This window comes from Kitasatospora sp. NPDC001539 (assembly GCF_040298565.1).
Lineage (GTDB): Bacteria > Actinomycetota > Actinomycetes > Streptomycetales > Streptomycetaceae > Kitasatospora.
On record NZ_JBEPAK010000093.1, the window covers coordinates 1 to 25,028 of the forward strand.

General features: G+C 73.1%; 20 protein-coding genes. 4 read left to right on the forward strand and 16 right to left on the reverse strand.

Annotation, left to right across the window (positions count from 1 at the left end; translation table 11 throughout):
* Positions 1-150: 150 nt before the first annotated feature.
* From ABT247_RS16660 to rsmH, 16 genes are all read right to left on the reverse strand, one after another.
* Positions 151-1,488: a DivIVA domain-containing protein gene (locus ABT247_RS16660; protein WP_350743433.1), complete on the reverse strand. Its 1,338-nt coding sequence runs from the start codon at positions 1,486-1,488 to the stop codon at positions 151-153.
* Between the two features lie 59 nt (positions 1,489-1,547).
* Entirely contained in the window at positions 1,548-1,829 is a 282-nt protein-coding gene (locus ABT247_RS16665) for a YggT family protein (protein ID WP_030282903.1), read from the reverse strand.
* 97 nt (positions 1,830-1,926) lie between these two features.
* The gene (locus tag ABT247_RS16670; RefSeq protein WP_350743435.1) at positions 1,927-2,538 is read right to left on the reverse strand and encodes a cell division protein SepF; all 612 of its coding nucleotides are present in this window, start codon (positions 2,536-2,538) and stop codon (positions 1,927-1,929) included.
* 301 nt (positions 2,539-2,839) lie between these two features.
* Complete coding sequence (locus ABT247_RS16675) at positions 2,840-3,649, reverse strand: YggS family pyridoxal phosphate-dependent enzyme (protein WP_350743437.1); 810 nt, start codon at positions 3,647-3,649, stop codon at positions 2,840-2,842.
* On the reverse strand, positions 3,649-4,380 hold the full coding sequence (gene pgeF / locus ABT247_RS16680; RefSeq protein ID WP_350743439.1) for a peptidoglycan editing factor PgeF: 732 nt from the start codon (positions 4,378-4,380) through the stop codon (positions 3,649-3,651). Before pgeF ends, ABT247_RS16675 begins: the two co-directional genes overlap by 1 nt.
* Positions 4,377-5,609, reverse strand: coding sequence for a cell division protein FtsZ (gene ftsZ, locus ABT247_RS16685; protein ID WP_350743441.1), 1,233 nt, complete (start codon positions 5,607-5,609; stop codon positions 4,377-4,379). Before ftsZ ends, pgeF begins: the two co-directional genes overlap by 4 nt.
* Positions 5,610-5,973: 364 nt before the next feature.
* The gene (locus ABT247_RS16690; protein ID WP_350743443.1) at positions 5,974-6,747 is read right to left on the reverse strand and encodes a cell division protein FtsQ/DivIB; all 774 of its coding nucleotides are present in this window, start codon (positions 6,745-6,747) and stop codon (positions 5,974-5,976) included.
* Positions 6,740-7,846 carry an undecaprenyldiphospho-muramoylpentapeptide beta-N-acetylglucosaminyltransferase gene (gene murG, locus ABT247_RS16695; RefSeq protein ID WP_350743445.1) on the reverse strand — a complete coding sequence of 369 codons (1,107 nt, stop codon included), beginning with the start codon at positions 7,844-7,846 and terminating at the stop codon, positions 6,740-6,742. Before murG ends, ABT247_RS16690 begins: the two co-directional genes overlap by 8 nt.
* Before the next feature lie 6 nt (positions 7,847-7,852).
* Positions 7,853-9,223 (reverse strand): putative lipid II flippase FtsW, encoded by a 1,371-nt coding sequence (gene ftsW, locus ABT247_RS16700; RefSeq protein ID WP_392896835.1) that lies wholly within the window; start codon positions 9,221-9,223, stop codon positions 7,853-7,855.
* Between the two features lie 192 nt (positions 9,224-9,415).
* Complete coding sequence (gene murD / locus ABT247_RS16705) at positions 9,416-10,858, reverse strand: UDP-N-acetylmuramoyl-L-alanine--D-glutamate ligase (RefSeq protein WP_350743447.1); 1,443 nt, start codon at positions 10,856-10,858, stop codon at positions 9,416-9,418.
* Positions 10,855-11,916 (reverse strand): phospho-N-acetylmuramoyl-pentapeptide-transferase, encoded by a 1,062-nt coding sequence (gene mraY / locus ABT247_RS16710; RefSeq protein ID WP_350743470.1) that lies wholly within the window; start codon positions 11,914-11,916, stop codon positions 10,855-10,857. The genes murD and mraY overlap by 4 nt, the downstream gene beginning before the upstream one ends.
* A gap of 2 nt (positions 11,917-11,918) precedes the next feature.
* The gene (locus tag ABT247_RS16715) at positions 11,919-13,319 is read right to left on the reverse strand and encodes a UDP-N-acetylmuramoyl-tripeptide--D-alanyl-D-alanine ligase (RefSeq protein WP_350743449.1); all 1,401 of its coding nucleotides are present in this window, start codon (positions 13,317-13,319) and stop codon (positions 11,919-11,921) included.
* A complete protein-coding gene (locus ABT247_RS16720; RefSeq protein WP_502892457.1) occupies positions 13,316-14,968 on the reverse strand; it encodes a UDP-N-acetylmuramoyl-L-alanyl-D-glutamate--2,6-diaminopimelate ligase in 1,653 nt (550 codons plus the stop codon). Before ABT247_RS16720 ends, ABT247_RS16715 begins: the two co-directional genes overlap by 4 nt.
* Before the next feature lie 7 nt (positions 14,969-14,975).
* A complete protein-coding gene (locus ABT247_RS16725; protein ID WP_350743453.1) occupies positions 14,976-17,150 on the reverse strand; it encodes a peptidoglycan D,D-transpeptidase FtsI family protein in 2,175 nt (724 codons plus the stop codon).
* The gene (ftsL, locus tag ABT247_RS16730; protein ID WP_350743455.1) at positions 17,147-17,695 is read right to left on the reverse strand and encodes a cell division protein FtsL; all 549 of its coding nucleotides are present in this window, start codon (positions 17,693-17,695) and stop codon (positions 17,147-17,149) included. Before ftsL ends, ABT247_RS16725 begins: the two co-directional genes overlap by 4 nt.
* Before the next feature lie 126 nt (positions 17,696-17,821).
* Positions 17,822-18,796, reverse strand: a complete 975-nt coding sequence (gene rsmH / locus ABT247_RS16735; protein WP_350743457.1) for a 16S rRNA (cytosine(1402)-N(4))-methyltransferase RsmH — start codon at positions 18,794-18,796, stop codon at positions 17,822-17,824.
* A gap of 537 nt (positions 18,797-19,333) precedes the next feature.
* Between rsmH and ABT247_RS16740 the strand changes: the two genes are divergently transcribed.
* The 4 genes from ABT247_RS16740 (at position 19,334) to ABT247_RS16755 (ending at position 24,947) form a co-directional block, all read left to right on the forward strand.
* A complete protein-coding gene (locus tag ABT247_RS16740) occupies positions 19,334-19,876 on the forward strand; it encodes a beta-class carbonic anhydrase (RefSeq protein WP_350743459.1) in 543 nt (180 codons plus the stop codon).
* A 259-nt stretch (positions 19,877-20,135) separates the two neighbouring features.
* Positions 20,136-21,182: an AAA family ATPase gene (locus ABT247_RS16745; RefSeq protein WP_350743461.1), complete on the forward strand. Its 1,047-nt coding sequence runs from the start codon at positions 20,136-20,138 to the stop codon at positions 21,180-21,182.
* Between the two features lies 1 nt (position 21,183).
* The gene (locus ABT247_RS16750; protein WP_350743463.1) at positions 21,184-22,506 is read left to right on the forward strand and encodes a DUF58 domain-containing protein; all 1,323 of its coding nucleotides are present in this window, start codon (positions 21,184-21,186) and stop codon (positions 22,504-22,506) included.
* The gene (locus tag ABT247_RS16755) at positions 22,503-24,947 is read left to right on the forward strand and encodes a transglutaminase TgpA family protein (protein ID WP_350743465.1); all 2,445 of its coding nucleotides are present in this window, start codon (positions 22,503-22,505) and stop codon (positions 24,945-24,947) included. Before ABT247_RS16750 ends, ABT247_RS16755 begins: the two co-directional genes overlap by 4 nt.
* Positions 24,948-25,028 lie beyond the last annotated feature (81 nt).

The window sequence follows — 25,028 nt, forward strand, 5'->3', positions numbered from 1 at the left end:
CGTCCTGGTTGGCCTTGACCAGGCCCGGGGTGGTGTCCAGGACGTCCTTGTCCCCGCCCCTCGCCGCCCGCCCCCGGGCACACGAAAGGGCGCCCCCTCACCGACCCGGAAGTCGGAAAGGGGACGCCCTCGAAAGGCCCTGCTACAACCTCAGTTGTCGCCGTCCTCGTCGATCAGGAAGCCCCGCATCGGCGCCGGAGCCTGCTGCATCGGCTGCGGCGGCTGCGGCCGGACGGCCGCCATCGGCTGGGTCATCCCGGCCGGCTGCATCTGCGGAGCGCCGCTGTTGCCGCCGGCGGTCTGGCCGCCGAAGCTCGGAGCCGAGCCGTTCCCGCCGAAGGAGCTCTGCCCGCCGAAGGACGGCGAGTTGCCACCGAACGACGGCTGGTTCCCACCGAAGGACGGTGCACCGGAGCTCATCGCGCCAGCACCGGCCGGAGCCATCGACGAGGCCGCCGGCGGCAGCGACGCGGTGGCCGGGATCCGCGGCGGGGCGAGCGAGTCGTCGGCCTGCGACTCCAGCTGGCGCAGCTGGGTCTCCAGGTACGACTTCAGGCGCGTGCGGTACTCACGCTCGAACGCCCGCAGGTCCTCGACCTTGCGCTCCAGCGTGGCCCGCGCGGACTCCAGGGAGCCCATCGCGACGCGGTGCTTCTCCTGCGCGTCCCGCTCCAGGGCGTCGGCCTTGGCACGGGCGTCGCGCTCGAGGCCCTCGGCCCGGCTGCGCGCCTCGCCGACGATCTTGTTGGCCTCGGAGCGGGCCTCGGAGATCGCCTGGTCGGCGGTCTGCTGGGCGAGCGCCAGCACCCGCGCGGCGCTGTCGCCGCCGGGGCCCTGCTGCTGCATCGGGCCGCCCATGGGGCCGCCCATCTGCTGCGGACCGCCCATCGGGCCGCCCATCGGCTGCATCTGCTGCTGGCCCATGCCCTGGCCCATCGGGTTGCCCATCTGCTGCGGGCCACCGGGACCGCCCATGGGCTGGAGCATCTGACCGCCCATCGGCTGGACCAGCTGCTGCTGGCCGCCCATGGTCTGGTTCATCTGCTGCTGCGGGCCGCCCATCTGCTGGGGGCCACCCGGACCGGCCGGGAGCTGCGGGGCGCCGGAGGGCAGGCCGAGGGGCTGGTTGCCCATCTGCTGCTGGGGACCGCCCGGGCCCATCTGCTGCGGACCACCGGGGCCCATCTGCTGCGGGCCGCCAGGGCCCTGCTGGCCGGGGACCGGCGGGCCGGATATGGCGGCCGGGACGGGCGCGGCCGGACGCGAGGCCTCCTGCGGAGGCTCCTTGCGCATGTTGGCCTGGTTCTGCGCGGCGGCGCGAGTGGCGGCGGCCAGCTTGGCCCGCAGGTCCTCGTTCTCCCGGAGGAGGCGGGTCAGCTCCGCCTCGACCTCGTCGAGGAAGGCATCGACCTCGTCCTCGTCATAGCCTTCACGCAGGCGGACGGTCGTGAACTGCTTGTTCCGAACGTCCTCGGGGGTCAATGGCATCTCTTCACCTCAACGTGATCGTCGGCACACCGGCATCCTGTCGCATCGCTCACCTACGACTAGGGGTGCACAAGCGAGATCAGGACATACACAATGATCATCAGTACGAAGAAGGACAGGTCGAGCGCCACGCCCCCGAAACGCAACGGCGGAATGAACCGCCGAAGAAGCTTGAGCGGCGGATCCGTGACAGTGTACGTGGCCTCCAGGACCAGGACCATGGCCTTGCCGGGCCGCCACGAACGCGCGAACTGGAAGACCCAGTCCATGACCAGTCGCACGAGCAGGAACACCAGGAAGACGGTCAGGGCGTAGTAGAGCACCGCCCACACGATGTCCATCGCGTTTCCCTCTCCCCGGTCCCCGGCCCTAGGGCCTTCCGCTCACACCTGTCGCCAACCACTGTCGATCAGATCCACACGTAAAGTCGTGGCCGGGTCAGCTCTGGTTGAAGAACCCACCCTCGGCGATCCGAGCCTTGTCCTCCGCCGTGACATCGACGTTAGCAGGCGACAGCAGGAACACCTTCTGTGTCACGCGCTCGATACTGCCGTGCAGACCGAAGACGAGTCCAGCGGCGAAGTCTACGAGCCGCTTCGCGTCGGTGTCGTCCATCTCGGTCAGATTCATGATCACGGGGGTCCCGCCGCGGAACTGTTCCCCGATGGTACGGGCCTCGTTGTAGGTTCGGGGGTGCAGCGTGGTGATGCGGTAGGGCTCTCGTTCGTTCACTACCTTGGGCATGATCACCGGGGAGCTCTTCTCCAGGTTGTGGCGGCGTTCGGGTGTGATGGACGACACGGGGGCCATCCTCGGGGACTCCTGCCGGATCGGCACCGCCGCCGGGACCGGCTGCGGCGTGATCGGGGAGACCGGAGCGGGTGCTGCTGCCGCGGCGGCCGGCCGGGGGATGTCCTCGGTCCGCTGCCCCGTACGGATCGGCTCGGGGTCCGCGTCGTAGTCGTCGTCGGGGTCGTACCCCTGGCCGTCGTACGTCTCGTCCTCCACGAGGCCGAGGTAGACCGCCATCTTGCGCATCGCGCCGGCCATGCTCCTGTCTCCTCCGCTCATGGCCACCTCGCTGGCGCTCGGTGGCTGATTCGCGAAGCGCACACCTTCTTGACGGTCGCTCGCTTCGCTCGCTCAGTGCGGACCGGTTCCGTCCCGGCGGCCGGGCCATGGCCCCGCCTGCGGATTCCGCGGTCCGCCCACGACGGCCCGTCAAGGCGACGCGCCGTCAGAGTTCGTGGGTGGGGGCCGCGGAACTGCGATCCACGGTCGCTAGCGCTCCGGAGAGCTGCTAGATTCTGTCCTATTTTGTCCTGCAGTCTGATCTACTTACCCGGTGACGTTACCCGAGGGGTGACCTCACTCCGAGTACCGCCGTTCCGACGCGCACATGTGTCGCCCCGGCGGCAATCGCCTGCTCAAGGTCACCGCTCATGCCTGCGGAGACCATGGTGGCAGCCGGATGGGCCGCCCGTACGCCGGTTGCGATTTCCGCCAGCCGGTCGAAGGCGCGGGCCGGGTCCCCGGCCAGCGGACCGGCCAGCGGAGCGACGGTCATCACACCGTCCAGGCGCAGCCCGGGCGCGTCCGCGATCGCGTCGGCGAGCACCGCGACCTCCTCGGGAGCGACCCCGGCCCGGTGCCCGCCCTCGCCGTGCTCCTTGTCCAGCGCCACCTGCACCAGGCAGCCCAGCTCCGGGCGCCCGGCCTTCAGCACCGCCGCCGAGAGCGACTCGACCAGCCGCAGCCGGTCCACCGAGTGCACGTGGTTCGCGTACCGGACGACCGATCGGGCCTTGTTGGTCTGCAGCTGTCCGACGAAGTGCCAGTTGAGAGGAAGGTTTCTGCACTGCTCCGCCTTGGGCGCGGCGTCCTGGTCGCGGTTCTCCGCGACGTCCCTCACCCCCAGCCCGGCCAGCAGTGCGGTGTCCTCGGCGGGGTAGGTCTTGGTGACGACGATCAGGGTGACGTCCTCGCGCCGGCGCCCGGCGGCCGCGCAGGCGTCCGCGATCCGGCGTTCGACCACGTCGAGGTTGGTGCCCAGCTCCTCGTACCGGGCCCGCTGGCCCTCCGTCAGCGACTCCAGCCAGCTGCGGTCGGGCGAGAACGGACCGGGGCCCGCCGGGAACGGTCCGTAGATGTCGTTCGTCATCAGTGATCAGAGCCCAACCAGACGTAGCTCGCGAGCCGGCCGGTGCGCTGCTCGCGGCGATAGGAGAAGTGGTCGACGGATTCGAGGGTGCAGACCGGTGACCGCACCAGCTCGGTGACCCCGGCCGCGGCCAGTTGGGCCGCGACCCCCGCCGGCACGTCCAGGGCCGGGGTCCCCCACGAGGTCTCGGCGTACGCCGCCGGGACCGCTTCGGCGACCTCGGCGCGCAGCGCCGCCGGCACCTCGTAGCAGCGGCCGCAGACCGCGGGGCCGGTGGCGGCGGTGATCCGCGCCGGCTCGGCCCCCAGTGCGGCCATCGCCTCGACGACCGCGGGCACCACTCCGGCCGCCAGTCCGGGCCGGCCCGCGTGGGCCGCGCCCACGACGCCCGCCACCGGGTCGGCCAGCAGCACCGGGGCGCAGTCCGCGGTCAGCACCGCGAGTGCGAGCGGCCGGTCCGTGACCACCGCGTCCACCGCCGGGGCCTCCCCCGGCGGCTGGCGCCCGGTCACCACCGCGACCTCGGCGCCGTGCACCTGGTTCATCCACACCACGTCGGCCGGGTCCAGCCCCAGCTCCCGGGCGGCGATCGCCCGGTTCTCCCGGACGGCCTCCGGATCGTCCCCCACCGCGCCGCCGAGGTTGAGCTCCCCGTACGGCGAAGTGCTCACCCCGCCCCACCGGTCGGTGAAGGCGAAGTGAGCACCCGCGCGTACCGCGTGATCGATCACTTAAGGAAGTCCGGGACGTCGAGCTCCTCGGCCGGGCTCTCCACGAACGGCTGCCGGGTCGTCGGCTGCACCTGCGGCGGCACCGGGGCGGCGGAGGCCGTGGTGGCCGGGGTCTCGGCCGGACGCGACGCGCCCGAGGTCTCGCCCTCGGAGCGGGAGGTCACCGAACCGATGCTCCCGTACGAGGGGCGGCCGGCCGGGCGGTCCGGGGCGGCCGGCGGGGTGGCCGGGGTGGCGGGGGCGGTGGACTTCACCACCGGGTCGCGCACGATGGCCGGCGGCTGGCCGCCGTCGAAGCCGGCCGCGATGACGGTGACCCGCACCTCGTCGCCGAGGGCGTCGTCGATGACCGCACCGAAGATGATGTTGGCCTCGGGGTGCGCGGCCTCGCTGACCAGCTGGGCCGACTCGTTGATCTCGAACAGACCGAGGTCGGAGCCGCCCGAGATGGACAGCAGCACGCCGCGGGCGCCGTCGATCGAGGCCTCCAGCAGGGGCGAGGAGATCGCCATCACGGCCGCGGCCTTGGCGCGGTCCTCACCGCGGGCCGAGCCGATGCCCATGAGCGCCGAACCGGCGTCCGACATGACGGACTTGACGTCGGCGAAGTCGAGGTTGATCAGGCCCGGGGTGGTGATCAGGTCGGTGATGCCCTGGACACCCGAGAGCAGGACCTGGTCCGCGGAGCGGAACGCGTCGAGCACGCTGACCTGGCGGTCCGAGATGGACAGCAGCCGGTCGTTGGGGATCACGATGAGGGTGTCGACCTCCTCGCGCAGGGCGGCGATGCCGTCCTCGGCCTGGTTGGCCCGGCGACGGCCCTCGAAGGTGAAGGGGCGGGTGACCACGCCGATGGTCAGGGCGCCCAGCGAGCGGGCGATGTTGGCGACGACGGGCGCGCCGCCCGTGCCCGTGCCACCTCCCTCGCCGGCGGTCACGAAGACCATGTCGGCCCCCTTGAGGACCTCCTCGATCTCCTCGCGGTGGTCCTCGGCCGCCTTGCGGCCGACCTCGGGATTGGCGCCGGCGCCGAGGCCCCGGGTGAGTTCACGGCCCACATCGAGCTTGACGTCGGCGTCGCTCATGAGGAGGGCCTGCGCATCGGTATTGATCGCGATGAACTCGACGCCCTTGAGACCGACCTCGATCATCCGGTTGATGGCGTTGACACCACCGCCGCCGATACCGACGACCTTGATGACTGCGAGGTAGTTCTGCGGTGCTGCCACGTCGAAGGCCTCTCGCCTCGAATTTCCGGGTCGGCCCGGCCCGGACGAGGGGCCGTACCGACGGATGTCGATGGGTAGGGAGCCTGGTTTCTGACTGAATGTCCGAAATGCCGACCGCCGACCCCAACCCTAAACTTGACCTTTAGGGTTAGTCCTGTGCCTCCGTCACATCACCAAGGGACAAAGTCTGGTGACACAGGACACTAGGTGGCTCCGGGCACGCGTTTCAACGAACACGCCGAGCTTCCCTTTTTCTTTTGAGCCTATGTGATCATCGGCCGGCAATGGAAACCGGGGTGACCACCAAGGGTCGGGCCGACACTTCGAGGCGTCAACCCCTCCCCCCGGCAATGAATCTAGCGGATCACCCGGACACCGCCGGCGCCTCCGGCGCACTCACGTCGAAGTTCGCGCCCTTCTGCGCCATCAGCGCCTGGAGGACCCTGGCCTTGCGGTCGTTCTGCTCGGGGCTCCCCCAGCGCACCGTCACACCCCCGCTGAGCTGCAGTTCGATGGCGTCGTAGGAGTGCACGAGGACCGCTCCGGTCCGCTTGGCGATCTCCGGCGGGAGCGCGGCGGCCACCGCCACCGCGCCCTGCACCAGCTGCGTCCGGGTGATCACCCCGGACGCGTCCTTCGCCTGCTGACTGAGCCGCAGCTCCACGACCGGCACGCCCTCCGGCGCGGCCCCCTCGGTGGCGAAGCTCACGCCGGCGGCATCCACCTGGGTGAACTGGCCGTCCTCCCCCTTGACGGCGGCCACCGCGGTCCGCTGCACCACCTTGACCTGCAGGGTGTGCGGCCAGCCCCGCCAGACCTCGGCCTTGGCCACCCGGGGGATCGCCTCCACCCGGCGCGTGACCTGGTCGAGGTCCACCCGCGCCAGCGGCCCGTCGGCCAGCCCGCCCACCGCTTCGCGGACCTGGTCCGCCGTCAGCTTCCCGTCCCCCGCCCCCTGGACGGCGACGTCGCGCACGTCCAGCACCGAGGAGTAGAACACCAGCCAGGCCAGCCCGCCCAGCACCGCGGCGGCGAACGCGCCCAGCACCACGATGCCCCGCCGGGAGAGTCGCAGACGGGGAGCGGACTCCTCCTCCAGCTCCTCCTCCAGAGGGTCGGCGAGCCGGCCGTCAGCCACGGCGGTGGCCGCCCCGGTGCGCCTGGATCGCCTCGTACACCATGCCGACCAGCAGGTCGTCGGCGTCCCGGCGGCCGAACTCGGCCGCGGCCCGGCTCATGTCCCAGAGCCGCTGCGGGTCGGTGAGCACCGGCAGCACGTTCTGGAGCACCCAGTCCGGGGTCAGCTCGGCATCGTCCACCAGCAGGCCGCCGCCGGCCTTGACCATCGGCTGGGCGTTCAGCCGCTGCTCGCCGTTGCCGATCGGCAGCGGCACGAAGGCGGCGGGCAGGCCGACGGCGGCCAGCTCGGCCACCGTCATGGCGCCGGCCCGGCAGAGCATCAGGTCGGCGGCCGCGTAGGCGAGGTCCATCCGGTCGATGTACGGCACCGGGCGGTACGGCGGCATCCCGGGGACGTCAGCGACCTGCGGCAGCTCGTTCTTCGGGCCGACGGCGTGCAGGATCTGGACGCCGTACTGCTGCAGCCGCGGGGCGATCGCGGTGATCGTCTCGTTCAGCCGGCGCGCGCCCTGGGAGCCGCCGGAGACCAGCAGGGTGGGCAGCCGCTGGTCGAGGCCGAAGTATTGGCGGGCCTCCGGCCGGGTGGCGTTGCGGTCCAGGGTGGCGATGGTCCGGCGCAGCGGGATGCCGATGTACCGGGAGTCGCGCAGCTTGCTGTCCGGGGTGGAGACGGCCACGAAGTCGCTGTAGCGCGCGCCGATCTTGTTGGCCAGGCCGGGCCGGGCGTTGGCCTCGTGCACCACGATCGGCACGCCGGCCCGCTTGGCGGCCAGGTAGGCCGGCATCGCGACGTACCCGCCGAAGCCCACCACGGCGTCCGCGTTGACCCGCTCGATGATCTCCTGGGCGGCCCGGACGGTGCCGCGCAGCCGGCCGGGGACGGTGATCAGCTCGGGGGTGGGCTTGCGGGGCAGCGGGACGGCCGGGATGAGCTCCAGCTGGTAGCCGCGCTCGGGCACCAGCCTGGTCTCCAGACCGCGTTCGGTGCCCAGGGCGGTGATCCCGATGGACGGGTCGTGCCTGCGGAGGGCGTCCGCGAGGGCCATGGCCGGCTCGATGTGACCGGCGGTCCCCCCGCCGGCGAGTACGACATGCACCGAAATTCACCGCTCCCTGCGTGCCGGCCCGGGGACCGGGCGCGCTGTGGTTCGTCGTCGTGGCAGCACCCGGGCCAGTCGCTTCCTGATCCGGGAGTTCTTGCTCCGGGCGGCCAGGGCCGCCTTCGCGCCCGAGGAACTGCGTGCCAGGCACAGCAGCACCCCGATCGCGGACATGGCCGACAGCATGGCGGATCCCCCGTAGGAGAACAGCGGGAGCGGGACGCCCGCGATGGGCAGCAGTCCCAGCGCCGACCCCAGGTTGATCATGGCCTGCGCCATGATCCAGGTGGTGGCGGCTCCCGCGGCGTACCTGACGAAGGGGTCCTTCGTGCCGATGGCCACACGGATACCCGCGTAGCCTAGTGCCGCGAAGAGACCGATCACCGACAGCGTCCCCACCAGGCCCAGTTCCTCGCCGGTCGCGGCGAAGATGAAGTCGGTGTGCGCCTCGGGCAGCTGGCCCCACTTCTCCACGCCCGCGCCCAGGCCGGTGCCGAAGCCGCCGCCGAGCGCGAAGGAGTACACGCCGTGCAGGGCCTGGAAGCAGGCGCCCGCCGGGTCGAGCTTGGTGACGCCGATGCAGCCGAGGCGCTCGGCGCGGTGCGGGACGGTGATCACCAGGGCGGTGCAGACCACGACCGCCACCCCGAGGGTGGCCACGAACAGCCGCAGCGGCGCGCCGACCATCCAGAGCAGCGCGAACACCATCGCCACCAGGATCATCGAGGTGCCCATGTCGCCGCCGATCATGATCAGCGCGAGCAGCAGCAGGGCGCCCGGGACCAGCGGCACCAGCAGGTGCTTCCAGGAGTTGAGGGTGCCCGTCCGCTGCTTGCGGGCGAGCAGGTCGGCGCCCCAGAGCACCAGCGCGAGCTTGGCGAACTCGGAGGGCTGGAACTGGAAGAACCCGAAGTCCAGCCAGTTCTGGTTGCCGTTGATCCGCACCCCGACGCCGGGCACGGCGACCAGCGCGAGGGCGCCGATCACCCCGAACATCACCGGGTAGACGATCACCCGCAGCACCGCCACCGGCACGGAGGCGAAGCCGATCAGCAGGACCAGGCCGAGGATGGCCGCGATCAACTGCTTCAGGAAGTAGTACTGCGCCGTGTGGTGCTGGTTCAGCGCCAGGATCTGCGAGGCCGAGAAGACCATCATCAGCCCCAGCACCACCAGCAGGAGGGTGGTGCCGACGACCAGCAGGTACGGCGTGAGCGGCCGGTCCAGCCAGTACCGCACCCGGGCCCGGAAGGCCCGCAGGCGACCCAGCGGACCGGCCGACTTGTACTTGGTCGTGGTGGCGGAGATCACTCGCCACGGCTCGGCGGCGTCCTGCTTCGCTACGCCGGAATCCGCCCTGCCCTGCCCCGCCACCGCTCCCCGCTCCTTTTCATTGCGGCTCGTTCGCCTCCGGGCCGCTCCGACCCGACGCCGACGGTCGTCGCTCCGATGCCCCTCGTTCCTCGGGGCCTCCTCGCTTCTCCCTTTCGGCGTCGGCGCGGCCCTTCGACTCACTCCCCGAGGCGGTCCGCCAGCTCCCGCCCGCCGTCGGCGCGGCCCTTCGGCTCACTCCCCGAGGGGGTTCGCCAGCTCCCGGACGGCCGCCGCGAACAGGTCGCCGCGCTCGCCGTAGTCGGTGAACATGTCCATCGAGGCGCAGGCCGGGGCCAGCAGCACCGTGTCACCCGATCGGGCGAGCGACGCGGCCGCGCGAACCACCTCGGTCATCGCCACCGCGCCAGTCTGGCCCTCGGCCGCCTCGATCACCGGCACATCCGGAGCGTGTCGCTCCAGCGCCTCGCGGATCAGCGCCCGGTCCTGGCCCATCAGCACGACCGCGCGCAGCCGCTCGGCCGCGCCCTGGACCAGGTCGTCGAAGGTCGCGCCCTTGGCCAGACCGCCGGCGATCCAGACGATCGGCCGGTAGGCCGCCAGCGAGGCCGCCGCGGCGTGGGTGTTGGTGGCCTTGGAGTCGTCGACGTAGCTGACCTCGCGGACGACGCCGACCTCGGCGATCCGGTGCGCGTCCGGGCGGAAGGCGCGCAGGCCCTCCCGGACGGCCTTCGGTTCGACCCCGTAGGCCCGGGCCAGCGCCGCCGCGGCGAGCGCGTTGGCGATGTTGTGCGGGGCCGGGGGGTTCACGTCCTCGACGGCGCCCAGTTCGGCCGCGTTCTTCGCCCGGTCCTGGACGAAGGCGCGGTCCACCAGCAGGCCGTCCACCACGCCGAAGTTCGACGGGCTCGGCGCGCCGAGCCCGAAGCCGATCGCCCGGCAGCCCTCCTCGACGTCGGCCTCGCGGACCAGCGCCTCGGTGGCCGGGTCGGCCAGGTTGTACACGCAGGCGACGACGTTGCCCTCGTAGATCCGGCCCTTGTCGGCGGCGTACGCCTCCATCGAGCCGTGCCAGTCGAGGTGGTCGGGCGCCAGGTTGAGCACCGCCGCGGAGTACGGGCGCAGTGAGGGCGCCCAGTGCAGCTGGTAGCTGGACAGCTCGACGGCGAGCACGTCGTACGGCTCCTCGGCGAGCACCGCGTCCAGCACCGAGACCCCGACGTTGCCGACGGCGGCGGTGCGCTTGCCCGCCGCGGTGAGGATCGAGGCGAGCATCTGGACGGTGGTGGTCTTGCCGTTGGTGCCGGTGACGGCCAGCCAGGGCGCGGGCTCCCCGGTGCCCGGCAGGGGCTTGCGCAGCCGCCAGGCCAGCTCGACGTCGCCCCAGACGGGTACGCCGGCCGCCTCGGCTGCCGCGAACAGCGGGCTGTCGGGGGCCCAGCCGGGCGAGGTCACGATCAGCTCGGTGCCCTCGGGCAGGCTCGCGCCGTCGCCGAGGCGCACCGTGACGCCCAGCGCCTCCAGCTCGGCGGCGCGGGCGGCCAGGCCCGGCCCGCTTCCGCCGTCCACGACGGTGACGCGGGCGCCGAGGCCGTGCAGGACGCGCGCGGCGCTGATGCCCGAGACGCCGAGTCCGGCGACGACGACGGGCAGGTCTGTGAAGTCGGTGTTGGTCATCCGGTCCGGTATCCCGCGTAGAAGAGGCCGAGGCCGACGGCCACGCACAGGCCCTGGATGATCCAGAACCGGACCACGACCAGGACCTCGCTCCAGCCCTTGAGTTCGAAGTGGTGCTGCAGTGGCGCCATCTTGAAGACGCGCTTGCCGGTCATCCGGAAGGAGCCGACCTGGATGATCACCGACAGGGTGATGATCATGAAGAGGCCGCCGAGCAGGATCAGCAGCAGCTCGGTGCGGGAGCAGATCGCCAGACCGGCCAGGGCGCCGCCGAGGGCGAGCGAGCCGGTGTCCCCCATGAAGATCTTGGCGGGCGAGGTGTTCCACCACAGGAAGCCGAAGCAGGAGCCCATCAGGGCGGCGGCCACCACCGCGAGGTCCAGCGGGTCGCGGACGTCGTAGCAGGCGTTGGTGGCGGAGAAGAAGTAGGCGCAGCTCTGCCCGTACTCCCAGACGCCGATGAAGGTGTAGGCGCCGAAGGCCATCACCGAGGCGCCGGTGGCGAGCCCGTCCAGACCGTCCGTCAGGTTCACGCCGTTGGAGGTGGCGGCGATCATGAAGTAGGCGAAGATGACGAACAGCACCGGGCCGATCGACCACTTGAAGTCGCGCACGAAGGACAGCGACTGGGAGGCCGGGCTGAGCCCGCGGTCGTCGTGGAACTGCAGCGCGAGGATGGCGAACACCAGGCCGACGATGGACTGGCCGGCCAGCTTCGCCTTGGCCCGCAGGCCCAGCGAGCGGCGCTTGACCACCTTGATGTAGTCGTCCAGGAAGCCGACCAGGCCGAGGCCCGCGGTCAGGAAGAGCACCAACAGCCCGGAGGCGGTCGGGCTCTCGCCCGTTATCGCCTTCGTGCCGAAGTACGCGATCAGGGTCGCCAGGATGAAGGCGATGCCGCCCATGGTGGGCGTGCCCTTCTTGCTGTGGTGCGCCTTGGGCCCGTCGTCGCGGATGTACTGGCCGTAGCCCTGCCGGGCGAGCAGCTTGATCAGGGCGGGCGTGCCGACCAGCGAGAGGATCAGGCCGATCATCCCGGAGAAGAGGATCTGCTTCATCATCAGGCGGCACCGTCCGCCAGGAGGGCCTCGGCCACCTTCTCCAGCCCCACCGAACGGGACGCCTTCACCAGCACCACATCCCCCGGCCGCAGCTGACTGCGCAGCAGCTCGACCGCCGCGTCCGCGTCGGACACCAGCACCGACTCCTCACCCCACGAACCTTCGTTCCTCGCGCCGAGTTCCATGCAGGCCGCCTCGCGTCCGCCGACCGCCACCAGCTTGGTGATGTCCAGCCGGACGACGAGCCGCCCGATGGCGTCGTGCTCGGCCAGGCTGTCCTCGCCGAGCTCCCGCATCTCGCCGAGCACCGCCCAGGTACGGCGGCGCTCCGGACCGCGGCCGCCGATCGAGACCAGCGCCCGCAGCGCGGCCCGCATCGAGTCGGGGTTCGCGTTGTAGGCGTCGTTGACGACGGTGACACCATCGGCCCGGTCGACGACCTCCATGCGCCAGCGGGACAGCGCACCCGCCTCGCCCAGGGCTGCCGCGGTGTCGTCGACGGACATCCCGAGCTCCGTCGCCACCGCGGCGGCGGCGAGGGCGTTCGAGACGTGGTGCTCACCGTACAGGCGCAGTTGCACGGGCGCGGAACCGGCCGGGGTGGTGAGCGTGAACGATGGCCGTCCGGTGGCGTCCAGGCGAACGTCGGTCGCCCGGACGTCGGCGTCCGGGGACTCGCCGAAGTAGACCACCTTCGCCTTCGTCCGGGAGGCCATCGCGCGCACCAGCCGGTCGTCCGCGTTGAGGATCGCGGTGCCCTCGGCGGGCAGCGCCTCGACCAGCTCGCCCTTGGCCTCGGCGATCGCCTCCTTGGAGCCGAACTCGCCGACGTGGGCGGTGCCGACGTTGAGCACCAGGCCGATCCGGGGCGGGGTGATCGTGGTGAGGTACTGGATGTCCCCCTTGTGCCGGGCGCCCATCTCCATGACCAGGTGCCGGGTGCCGGCCTCGATCCGCAGCGCCGTCATCGGGTGGCCGATCTCGTTGTTGAGCGAGCCGGGCGGGTAGACCGTCTCGCCGTGGCGCTGCAGCAGCTGGGCGATCAGGTCCTTGGTGCTGGTCTTGCCGGCCGAGCCGGTCAGTGCCACCACGGCGGTGCCCTCGGCGCGCGCGACCACGGCGCGGGCCAGCTTGCCGAGGGCCTCCACCACACTGTCGACCAGGACGGCGGGCACGCCGACCGGGCGGGAGGCCAGCACCGCGACGGCGCCGGCCTCGATCGCCGTGGCGGCGTAGTCGTGGCCGTCCACGCGCTCGCCGACGAAGGCCGCGAACAGGCCGCCGGGGCTCACCTTCCGCGAGTCGACCTCGACCGGGCCGGTGACCAGGACGTCCGGGTCCGCGCCGTCCAGGGTGCCGCCGACCGCGGCGGCCACCTCGGCGAGGGTCAGTGCGATCACTGCTGCTCTACTCCTCGGTCGCCCCGGGCGGCCGTGGCCCGCGCGATGGATTCGCGCAGCACCTCCCGGTCGTCGAAGGGGCGGATCTCGTCTCGTACGTACTGGCCGAGCTCGTGGCCCTTGCCGGCCACCAGCACGGTGTCCCCCGCCCGGGCTCGGGCGACCGCGAGCTGGATCGCCTCGGCCCGGTCGGGGACGACCAGGACGGCACCGCGCTCGGCCTCGGGCACCGCGGCGGCGCCGGTCAGCATGCTGGCGAGGATCGCCAACGGATCCTCGCTGCGCGGGTTGTCACTGGTCAGCAGGGCGGTGTCGGCGAGCCGGGCGGCGATGTCGCCCATCGGGCCGCGCTTGTGCGGGTCGCGGTCGCCGCCGCAGCCGACGACGACGTGCAGCCGGCCCTTGGTGACCTCGCGCAGCGAGGCGAGGACGGCCCGCAGGGCGTCCGGCTTGTGCGCGTAGTCCACGACCGCGACGAACGGCTGCCCGGCGTCCACCCGCTCCAGCCGGCCCGGCACGCCGGGGACGGCGGCGACGCCGGCCACCGCCCGGTCCAGCGGCAGCCCGGCGGCGACCAGCAGGGTGATCGCCGCCAGCGCGTTGGCGACGTTGAACGGCCCCGGCAGCGGGACCGAGGCGTCGGCCTCGGCGCCGTCCGGCCCGAGCACCCGGAAGGTCGAGCCGACCGGGCCGAGCTGGACGTCCACGGCCCGCCAGTCGGCCTCGGCGGCGCCGGTGGCGGAGAAGGTGGTCACCGGGATCTTGGCCTCGGCGGCGAGCCGGCGGCCGTACTCGTCGTCCAGGTTGACCACGCCGTGGCGGGACTTGCCGGGCTCGAACAGCCTGGCCTTCGCCTGGAAGTAGTCCTCCATGTCCGGGTGGAAGTCGAGGTGCTCGGGGGTGAGGTTGTTGAACAGCGCGACGTCGTACACCACCCCGTCGGTGCGGCCGAAGACCAGGGCGTGGCTGGAGACCTCCATGGTCACGGCGTCGGCACCGCGCTCGGCCATCACGCCGAGGATCGCGTGCAGGTCGGTGGCCTCGGGGGTGGTGCGCTCGCTCTTGATCCGCTCGTCGCCGACCCGCATCTCCACGGTGCCGATCACGCCGGGGTTGCGCCCGGCCCCGCGCAGACCGCCCTCGACCAGGTACGAGGTGGTGGTCTTGCCGTTGGTGCCGGTCAGCCCGACCATCAGCAGCCGCTCGGACGGGTGGCCGTAGACGATCGCGGCCAGCTCGCCCATGACGGCGCGCGGCCGGTCGACGACCAGCAGCGGCAGACCGGTGCCGGCCGCCAGCTCGGCGCCGGCCGGGTCGGTGAGCACGGCCACCGCCCCGGACTCCGCGGCCTTGGCGGCGAAGGCCGCGCCGTGGTGGTTGGCGCCCGGGAAGGCCACGTACACGTCGCCCGGGCGGACCGCGCGGGAGTCGTGGGTGACACCGGTGACGGCACCGCCCTCGACGGGCGGCAGGCCCAGCCGTGCGGCCAGCTCGGCGAGCGGCAGGGCGGCGGTCCCGGTCGGGCGGGGCGGACTCACGGTGGTTTGATCGGGTTTCGGCACGGCGGGAAGGCTATCCGCCGAAGGGTGCCCAGGGCCAAACCGGGCCTTCGCGGCGTCGTCGGCCCCACCGGCCCGCTGATCGGTCATGCTCGGCTCACGGCTTCCACTCGACGGGCAGGTTGGGCGCCTGGCTGCCGCTCGGCGGCACCTGCATGGTCTTCAGGGTGAACTCCATCACCTGCTTGAACACCGGCCCGCACAGCTGGCCGCCGAAGTGGCCGTTGACCGGGCCCTGGAGGGTGCAGGAGACGGTGTAGCGGGGGGCGTCGGCCGGGGCGAAGCCGATGAAGGAGGCGGTGTAGCCGTCGTAGCCGACCCCGTTGGCGGCCCCCCGGTTGGCGGTACCGGTCTTGCCGGCGACCCGGTAGCCGGGGATGGCGGCCTTGCCGCCGGTGCCCTGCTCGTCGTCGACGACCGACTCCAGCATCGAGGTGAGCGTCTTCGCGGTCTGCTCGCTGACCACCCGGGTCTGCTCGCCCGGCGGGGTCGGGGTGAACTTGCCGTCCGGCCCGGTGACCCCCTGGACGATGCTGGGCGCGACCCGCACCCCGCCGTTGGCGATGGTCGAGTACACCGAGGTGGCCTGCAGCGCGTTCATCTGCAGCGGGCCCTGGCCGAAGGAGATGTTGTACTTCTCCGAGGCGACCAGGTCCTCGGGCTTCTTGAGCATCCCGGAGGTCTCCCCGGGGAAGTTCAGGCCGGTCGGCTGGGCCACGCCGAACTTGCGCAGGTAGCCGTCCAGCACCTGGTTGGCCTTCAGCTGGTCGCCGTCGCCGAGGGTCTCCACGGCCTCGATGGTGCCGATGTTGGAGGACTTGGCGAGCACTCCGGCCAGGGTCAGGTACCAGTCCCCGTGCTCCACGTCGTCCTTGAACTGCTGGCCGGCCCGGACCAGCCGGTTCGGCACGGTGACCTTGGTGTCCCAGTTCGCCTTGCCGGAGTCCAGGACGGCCGCCAGGCTCATCAGCTTGGCGGTGCTGCCCGGCTCGTAGGCGTCCTGGAGGGCGGGGTTGCCGAGCTGGGGCTGCTTGGACAGACCCAGGTCGTTGGGGTTGAAGCCGGGGGCGGTGGCCATCGCGAGGACCTGACCGGTCTTCACGTCCTGGACCACGACGTAGCCCTTCTCCGCGCCCGAGTTGGCCACCTGGTCGGTGATCGCCTTCTGAGCGGCCCACTGGATGTCCCGGTTGATGGTGAGCTTGACGTCGCTGCCCGGCACGGCCTCGTCCGTCGAGCCCCCGGCGGTGGGCACCAGCCGGCCGCCCGCCTGGGCATAGCTGCTGTGGCCGTCCTTGCCGGCCAGCAGCTTCTGGTACTGCAGCTCCAGCCCCCCGGCGCCCGCGCCGTCCCCGTTGACGAAGCCGACCAGGTTGGCGGCCAGCCCGTCGGCGGGGTAGATCCGCTTCTGGGTCTCCTGGTTGAACACCCCGGCCAGCGGGTTGGCGCACTCGTTGTCCACCCGGGTGCGGCCGCCCTGGTCGGCGGGCTTGCCGAGCAGCTTCCGCTGGGCCTGGCAGGCCCGGGAGCCGGCCTGCTTCTCCAGGGTGGACTTCAGGTCGCTGATCTGGTTCCGGGCGGCCGGGGTCTGCTGGGCGGCGAGCCGCTTGTAGCGGCTCTTCGGGGTGTGCAGGTCGGCCGCGATCCGCTCCTTGGGCACGCCGAGGATCGGCGACAGCAGGGCGGCCGCCTGTTCCGGCGCGTCCGGAATGCCGGTCGCCGCCGGGGTGAACATCGCCGGGTCCGCGGTGATGTCGTACGCGTCGACGGTGGCCGCCAGGGCGACCCCGTCGGACGACGTTATCGAGCCGCGCTCGGCGGTGATCGGGATGTTCAGGTAGCGGTTGGTGTTGGCGTCGGCGGCCAACGCGTCGGCGTCGACCAGTTGGAGCTGCACCAGGCGCCCGGCGAAGACGGAGAACACCAGGGACAGCACCACGGTGATCACCCGCAGCCGGCGCTTCGGCTCCGCCAGTTTCAGCGCCTTGGGGCGGTGCGGCGGGCGCGGCTTCGGCCGCACCGCCGCCTGGCTGCGGACCGGCGGACGGCCCTCGGGGCGGCGCTGCTGTGGCGCACGGGGCGTCCGGGCGGCGGCCCTGGCGGGCTGGGCCTTGGCCGACTGCCCGCGTGCTCCCTGGCCCTTGGCGGGCTGTTTGGCGCCCTGGCCCTTGGCGGGCTGCCCCTTCGCGGGCGCGGCGGGCCGGGGCGCAGCCGGGCGCGGGGGCTGACGGCGGCCCGAGCCCGAGCCGGACGGCTGGCGGGGTGCGGTCATCGCTTGGCACCTCCCGGCGGCGGCGAGACCGGGTTGAGCTGGATCACCGAGTCACCGGCCGAGGCCGCCGGGGTCGGCGACGGCGCCGGGGCCGCCGGGGTGGCGGGCTGGGCGCCGGGCTGCGGCGAGGTCTGGGGGGCGGACGGCGCCGACGGCTGGGCGGAGGGCGTCGGTGCGGCCGGTGCGCCCGGGGAGGCCTTCGTCGGCCACGGGTCGACCGTCGACTTGCGCACCGGCGGGCTGTCCTGCGCCGGCCCGGGCGTGCCGACCACCTTGCCGCCGCCCGGCACGTCCAGGAAGGCCATCCCGCCGGCCGGGACCATGCCCAGCTCGGCGGCCCGCTTGGCCAGTGCGTCCGGGGCCGAGCTCTGGTCGATCTCCAGCTGGAGGCTCTGCTGCTCGTCGGTCGCCTTGGTGGTCTGCTTCTGCAGCCGGGACAGCTCGAAGGAGCCCTCGTTGAGCGCGGTGTTCAGTGCCAGCAGCCCGAACAGGCCGCCGGCCAGCAGCACCACCACGAGCACGGCGAACGGCGTGCGCCCCCGCACGGGGCGCCGCCCCGGCCGGACCGTGATCCGTGCCCTGCCTTGCCCGGGGAGTCCTCCCCGCCCCGCCCGGACCTCACCGGCCACCGGCCCCACTGTTCTCCTCCGCCCTTCGGACCCCGCCGGGCCTCAGCCCCGCCTGCCTCGGTCCCTGATCCTCTCCGCCACCCGCAGCCGCACGGGCGCGGCGCGCCGGTTCTCCTCGATCTCCTCGTCGGTGGCCAGTTCGGCACCGCGGGTGATCAGTTTGAGCCAGGGCTGATGCTCCTCCGGCACGAACGGGAGCCCCGGCGGGGCGGTGCTGGTCGCCCCGGCGGCGAAGTACTGCTTCACCAGCCGGTCCTCCAGCGACTGGTAGGACATCACCACGATCCGGCCGCCGACCGCCAGGGCGTCCAGCGCCCCGGGGATCGCCCGGTCCAGGACCTCCAGTTCGCCGTTGACCTCGATCCGGAGCGCCTGGAAGGTCCGCTTCGCCGGGTTCCCGCCGGTGCGACGGGTCGCCGCCGGGATGGCGTTGCGCACCAACTCGACCAGACGCGCGCTGGTGCTGAACGGTTCCTTCGCGCGTTCCCGGACGATCACCGAGGCGATCTTCCCGGCGAACCGCTCCTCGCCGTAGACCTTGAGGATGCGTGCGAGGTCGCCGTGGCTGTAGGTGTTCAGCACCTCCGCCGCGCTGATCCCCCGGGTCTGGTCCATCCGCATGTCCAGCGGGGCGTCCTGGGCGTAGGCGAAGCCGCGGTCGGCCTCGTCCAGCTGCATGGAGGAGACGCCGAGGTCGAAGAGGATGCCGTCGACCCGGTCGATGCCCAGGCGCTCCAGCACCTCGGGGATCTCGTCGTACACGGCGTGCACCAGGGTGGCCCGGTCGCCGAAGGGGGCCAGCCGCTCGCCGGACAGCTTCAGCGCCTGCGGGTCGCGGTCCACCGCGACCAACCGGACCTCCGGGAACTGGGTGAGCAGCGCCTCGCTGTGGCCGCCGAGCCCGAGGGTCGCGTCCACCACCACGGCACCGGGGCGCGAGATCGCCGGGGCGAGCGCGTCCATGCACCGCTGCAGCATCACCGGTACGTGCTTGGGGCCCGGTTCGTTGGTGGTCATGCGCGGTGGCGCCCTTCCTCGGTGCGGAGCAACCCGACGTCCGGGAGCTCCGGCCATTCTCGCCCACCGTCCCCCGGCACGACGACGCGGCCCGTGGTCCCCGCCCGCTCAGGGGGAAGGTCGTGACCGCCCGGCGCCGGGGAAGGTGCGCCAGGTGGGCACGGAGCGGGTGGAGGCCACGAGCCGCATCGGCCGGGCCGCACCGGCCGGGTGGGCCCGGTTGACGGACTCCGGCGGGTGTGCTCCACTGCGCCGCAACTCTATCGCGCGGGCCCCCTCAGTCAATGGTCCGCTCCGGCGCACCACCCGGGCGGCGGTACGGATCACCGCAGGTCGCGGCCGTGGAGACGGTCCGGTGCGGGCGCCGACGGGGGCCCTCGCCGGCCGTCGCGCGCCCCTTCGAGCGGCCGGGTCCGGCCCCGCTCCGGGACCAGCTGGGACAAACCCTCCCGTTGTCGCTATGCGCTCGATCACAGCCGCCGGTTCTGTAGCTCCCGACCCCACCCGCCGGCCGCGGACGGCACTAACGTCGCCGGCATGACAGTGACTCCCGACCGGCCCACGGCGAACGACGCTGCCGACACCACCCGACCCGACATCATCGACCGTTTCGTGACGGCCAACCGCGCGTACGCGGTGACCTTCCGGGACGGCGGCATGGACGCCCGCCCGGTGCAGAGGATCGCCGTGGTGGCCTGCATGGACGCCCGCCTCGACCTGTTCGCGGCGCTCGGCCTCGAGCTGGGCGACGCCCACGTCATCCGCAACGCGGGCGGCGTGGTCACCGACGACACCATCCGGTCCCTGACCATCAGCCAGCGGGCCCTCGGCACCCGCTCGATCGCCCTGATCCACCACACCGGCTGCGGCCTGCTCGGCCTCACCGAGGACTTCCGCCGCGAGCTGGAGCTCGAGGTCGGCCAGCGCCCGCAGTGGGCGGTCGAGTCCTTCGTCGACCTGGACGGCGACGTCCGCCAGTCCATGCAGCGGGTGCGCACCTCGCCGTTCCTGCCGCACACCGACGACGTCCGCGGCTTCGTCTTCGACGTCCACACCGGCCTGCTGCGCGAGATCCACTAGCCGGCCCGCCCGGGCCCCGGCGCCCCGCCCGGTCACCGCCGTGCGGCATTCGGGGCCGGCCGAATGGTGACTTCCGCCCGTCCCCCGGGGGAGAATGCGCCTGCCGGTCGGACCCCGAACCACCTGGGGCGGCCGGGCCGCAGGCCGCCACCCCGGCACCGGATCCGCCGTCGGAACCGCCCCCGGGACGGCCGCGTCAAGCATGGGGTGGGGTCCGGCCTCGGTGAGGCGGGCGCAGTGTGCCAGGGAGCGTAAACGGGTGACGAGCTACAACGATCAGGCCGGTCTCGGCAGTCCTGCGGGGGGCGACCAGAGGGCGAACGGGTACCGCCAGGTCGGGCTCCCCGAGCTCGCCGCCGTCGTGGACCGGGTCCGCGGCAACATCGAGAGCGTCATCGAGGGGAAGCCGGAGGCCGTCCGGATCGCCCTGACCGTCCTGCTCGCCGAGGGCCACCTGCTGCTCGAGGACGTGCCCGGCGTCGGCAAGACCATGCTGGCCAAGGCGCTCGCCCGGTCGGTCGACTGCACCGTGCGCCGCATCCAGTTCACCCCCGACCTGCTGCCCTCGGACGTCACCGGCACCAACATCTACGACCAGCAGCGGCACGACTTCGAGTTCCGGCCGGGCGCGATCTTCGCCCAGATCGTGGTCGGCGACGAGATCAACCGCGCCTCGCCGAAGACCCAGTCCGCGCTGCTGGAGTCCATGGAGGAGCGCCAGGTCACCATCGACGGCACCAGCTACGAGCTGCCCTCGCCGTTCATGGTCGTGGCCACCCAGAACCCGGTCGAGATGGAGGGCACGTACCCCCTCCCGGAGGCCCAGCGGGACCGCTTCATGGCCCGGATCTCGATCGGCTACCCCTCTCCCGAGGCCGAGTTCGCGATGCTCGACGTGCATGCCGGGGCCAACCCGCTGGCCGACCTCCAGCCCGTCGCCCACGCCGCCGACATCCTCAAGCTGGTCGACCTGGTCCGCACCGTGCACATCGCCGACCCGGTCCGCCGCTACGCCGTCGACCTGGTCGCCGCGACCCGCACCAGCCCCGAGCTGCGCCTGGGCGCCTCGCCGCGCGCCACCCTGCACCTGGTCCGCGCCGCCCGAGCCGCCGCCGCGCTGGACGGGCGCGACTACGTCACCCCCGACGACATCCAGCGCCTGGCCGTCCCGGTCCTCGCGCACCGGCTGATGCCGACCGCCGAGACCCAGCTCAGCCGCCGCACCTCCGAGCAGATCGTGGCCGACCTGGTGGCCCGGCTGCCGCTGCCGCGTCCGCAGGGCGGCCCGGCCGTCCGGAGGGGCTGAGGTGGCCCCGTCGGACGGGACGGGGGGACTGCGGGCCGGGCTGCGCGGCCTCACCACCCGCGGCCGCTCCTTCCTCGCGGCCGGACTGACCGCGGTGGCCTGCGCCTACCTGCTCGGCCAGGACGCCCTGCTGCGGGTCGGTGTGCTGCTCGCCGCGCTGCCGCTGGCCGCCGCCGTGGTGGTAGCCAACACCCGTTACCGGGTGGCCAGCGGCCGCCGGCTCAGCCCGCACCGGGCGATCGCCGGCCAGGAGGCCAGGGTCCACCTGCGGGTCGACAACGTCTCCCGGGTGCCCACCGGCCTGCTGCTGCTCGAGGACAAGGTCCCGTACGTGCTCGGGCCGCGCCCGCGCTTCGTGCTGGACAGGATCGAGCCGCGCGGCTACCGCGAGGTCTCCTACCGGGTCCGCTCGGACCTGCGGGGGCGCTACCCGCTCGGGCCGCTGCAGCTGCGGCTGTCCGACCCGTTCGGGATGTGCGAGGTCGACCGCGCCTTCACCGCCTCCGACGTGCTCACCGTGGTCCCGCAGGTCCTGGCACTGCCGGCGGTGCGGCTGAGCGGCGAGTGGATCGGCCAGGGCGAGAGCCACAGCCGCACCCTGGCGCTGGCCGGCGACGACGACGTGATCCTGCGCGAGTACCGGCCCGGCGACGACCTGCGCCGGGTGCACTGGCGCTCCACCGCCAAGTACGGCGAGCTGATGGTGCGCCGCGAGGAGCAGCCGCAGAAGGCCCGCGCCACCGTCCTGCTGGACACCCGCGAGGTGGGCCACCGCGGCAGCGGCCCGGCCTCCTCCTTCGAGTGGTCGGTCAGCTGCGCCGCGTCCGTCGCCGTGCACCTGCTGGAGCGCGGCTACCAGACCCGGCTGCTGACCGACACCGGCCGCTGGGTGCCCGGCCCCGGCAGCGGCGGCGAGAACGCCGCCGCCGACGCCTCCGGCCTGATCCTGGACGCCCTCGCGGTCGTCGACCTCTCCGACGGCGGTGGGCTCTCCCGCGCCGAGGAGCCGCTGCGGGCCGGCGGCGAGGGCCTGCTGGTCGCCGTCCTCGGCGAGCTGGACGCCGCGCAGACCGCCCGGCTGGCCCGGCTGCGCAGCCGTACCGGCGGGGCGATCGCCTTCCTGCTCGACACCGGGACCTGGGCGGGCCTGCGGATGCTCGCCCCGAACACCGGCGGCGACGAGTTCCGCGCTCGGGTCCGGCAGCTGCGCGAGGCCGGCTGGACGGTCCTGCCGGTGCGCGCCGGGGACTCCGTGCCGGACCTCTGGCGAGCCGTCGACGGCGCCAAGACCACCGCCCCCCACCGAGAAGAGGCCGGCGCGTGACCACCCGGGCCAAACTGACCGTGTACTCGGCGCTGGCCACCACGTTGGCCGCGCTGTGCATGCTCCCGCTGCTCACCACCCGCAGCTGGCTCACCCACGCCGTCCTGGTGATCGGTGTGGTCTCCGCGGTAGGAGCGGGCCTGCGCCGCTCCCCGCTGTTCCGCTGGGCGGTGCCGGTGGCCCAGCTGCTGGTGCTGCTCCTGCTGATGCTGCTCGGCTTCGCCGGCTCCGGGATGACCGGCGGCGTGCTGCCCGGCCCGAACGCGATGCGGGTGCTCGGGCAGGTCTTCTCCTCCGGCATCGACGACATCAGGCAGTACGCCATCCCGGCGCCGCCGACCGCCGGGCTGCGGCTGATCCTGGTCTCCTCGGTCGGCCTGATCTCCGTCCTGGTGGACACCGTCGCGGTGACCTACCGGCGCTCGGCGCTGGCCGGCCTGCCGCTGCTGACGCTGTACTCGATCGGCAACGGCCTGGCGGGTGAGCACGGCAGCTGGGTCTGGTTCGGCCTGGCCGCGGCCGGCTACCTGCTGCTGCTCTTCGCCGAGGGCGAGGACCGGGTGTCCCGCTGGGGCCGGGTCTTCCGCGGCGGCGCGCGCGGCACGATCGGCTCCGGCCGGGTCAGCCCCGGCGGCCGACAGGTCGGCGTGCTGGCCCTGGCCCTGGCGATGCTGCTGCCGGTCTTCCTGCCGCGCTGGGGCTCCGGACTGCTCGACTCGGGCCCCGGCGGCACCTCCGGCAAGGGCACCGCGGGCGGCGTGGCGACCAGCCTCGACCCGCTGGTCAGCCTGGAGGCGGCGATCAGCAAGCCGAGCGACAACGAGCTGCTCACGTACACCCTGGACAGCGACCTGGCCGACCAGATCTACCTGCGCACCGGCTCGCTCGACCAGTTCGACGGCACCGAGTGGAAGCTCAGCAGCTCCGTGGTCAGCGACCTCCCGGCCACCCTGCCCTCCCCCGAGGGCCTGCGCGCGACCGACGTCCCCCGGATCGAGGGCAACTTCCAGATCAGCGACCGGCTGGAGAAGAGCTGGCTGCCGATGCCGTACCCGGCCGCCTCCGTCCAGCTCTCCAACCGCGGCGAGTGGAAGCTCGACCCGCTGACCCGCACGGTGCTGCCGGCCGACGACAAGGCGATCCGCGGCCTGCACTACCAGGTCTCCGCACTGGACCTGCGACCCACCGCCGACGAGCTGCGCACCGCCCCGCTCGCCCCGCAGGACATCCGGGAGCACTACACCGCCCTGCCCACCGACCTGCCGCCGGTGGTGGCCGAGCAGGCCAGGGCCGTCACCGCCGGGGCGCGCAACGACTACGACCGGGCGACGGCGCTGGTGAACTGGTTCACCGGCCCGCAGTTCCGGTACGACACCAACGTCGCGGGCGGCACCGGCAGCGACGCGATCGCCGTCTTCCTGCGCGACCGCCGGGGCTTCTGCGTGCACTTCGCCTCCACCATGGCGGCGATGGCGCGGGTGCTGAGGATCCCCTCGCGGGTCGCGGTCGGCTTCACCCCCGGCGACAGCAAGGGCGGCGACGTCTACTCGGTCACCGGCCGGATGTACCACGCCTGGCCCGAGCTGTACTTCTCCGGCTACGGCTGGATGCGCTTCGAGCCGACCCCGAGCCGTGGAGTCCCGGCCCGCTACCAGGAGGGCTCGAGCACCCCGACCACCGCGCCCACCCAGCAGCCGACCGCCGCCGCGTCGAGCGCGGCCGCCGTCCCGACTCCGACCAGCAGCAGCGACTGCACCCCCAAGCAGCGCCAGCTCGGCGACTGCGGTTCGAGGAGCAAGGCCGCCACCGCGGCGGACGAGCAGTCCTGGCTGCTCTCCCCGCAGGTGCTCGGCACCCTGGCCGGGGTGCTGGCGGTGCTCGCGCTGCTGCTGGTGCCGATGTCCTGGCGGGCGGCCCTGCGCCGTCGCCGGCTCGGCGCCGGTGGACGGCGCCGGCCCGGCGGGGACGGCCCGGCCGAGCTGACCGACGCCCAGGTGCTGGCCGCCTGGGACGAACTGGTCGACTCCGCCTGGGACCTGGGAATTCCCCCGGACGAGTCACGCACCCCGCGCTCGGCCGCCCGCCGGATCACCGAGACGGCTGAGCTGGACGCGGACGCGGCGGCGGCCGCCGGGCGCCTGGCGCTGGCCACCGAGCGGGTGCTCTACGCGCCGGCGGGGCAGGTCACCACGGCTCCGCTGGCCGCCGACGTCCGTACGGCCCGGCGCGGTCTGCTGGCCGGTGCCGGCCGGATGGGCCGGACCAGGGCACTGCTGCTGCCGCCGTCCTCGGCGCAGCTGTGGTGGCGGATCTCCGACGCGGTGCGGGCGGCCCGGACGGCCGTCGGCACCCGGGCCGAGCGGGCCGGTGCGGCGGTCAGCGGTCCGGTGCGGCGGCTGGTCGCCCGGGGCCGGGGCAAGCGGTCCACGCCGGGGTCCTGAGCCCGGCGGGGCCGTACCGGACCGCGCCGTCACGTAGTACGGCGGCTGGACCTGCTTGGTGTCACTGGTCGGGTCCACCGG

Excerpts from the sequence above, each read along its gene's own strand:
- ABT247_RS16660 (WP_350743433.1), bottom strand. The coding sequence starts at position 1,488 with ATGCCATTGACCCCCGAGGACGTTCGGAACAAGCAGTTCACGACCGTC.
- ABT247_RS16665 (WP_030282903.1), bottom strand. The coding sequence starts at position 1,829 with ATGGACATCGTGTGGGCGGTGCTCTACTACGCCCTGACCGTCTTCCTG.
- ABT247_RS16670 (WP_350743435.1), bottom strand. The coding sequence starts at position 2,538 with ATGGCCGGCGCGATGCGCAAGATGGCGGTCTACCTCGGCCTCGTGGAG.
- ABT247_RS16675 (WP_350743437.1), bottom strand. The coding sequence starts at position 3,649 with ATGACGAACGACATCTACGGACCGTTCCCGGCGGGCCCCGGTCCGTTC.
- murD (WP_350743447.1), bottom strand. The coding sequence starts at position 10,858 with ATGACCAACACCGACTTCACAGACCTGCCCGTCGTCGTCGCCGGACTC.
- mraY (WP_350743470.1), bottom strand. The coding sequence starts at position 11,916 with ATGAAGCAGATCCTCTTCTCCGGGATGATCGGCCTGATCCTCTCGCTG.
- ABT247_RS16720 (WP_502892457.1), bottom strand. The coding sequence starts at position 14,968 with ATGACCGATCAGCGGGCCGGTGGGGCCGACGACGCCGCGAAGGCCCGG.
- ABT247_RS16725 (WP_350743453.1), bottom strand. The coding sequence starts at position 17,150 with ATGACCGCACCCCGCCAGCCGTCCGGCTCGGGCTCGGGCCGCCGTCAG.
- rsmH (WP_350743457.1), bottom strand. The coding sequence starts at position 18,796 with ATGACCACCAACGAACCGGGCCCCAAGCACGTACCGGTGATGCTGCAG.
- ABT247_RS16740 (WP_350743459.1), top strand. The coding sequence starts at position 19,334 with ATGACAGTGACTCCCGACCGGCCCACGGCGAACGACGCTGCCGACACC.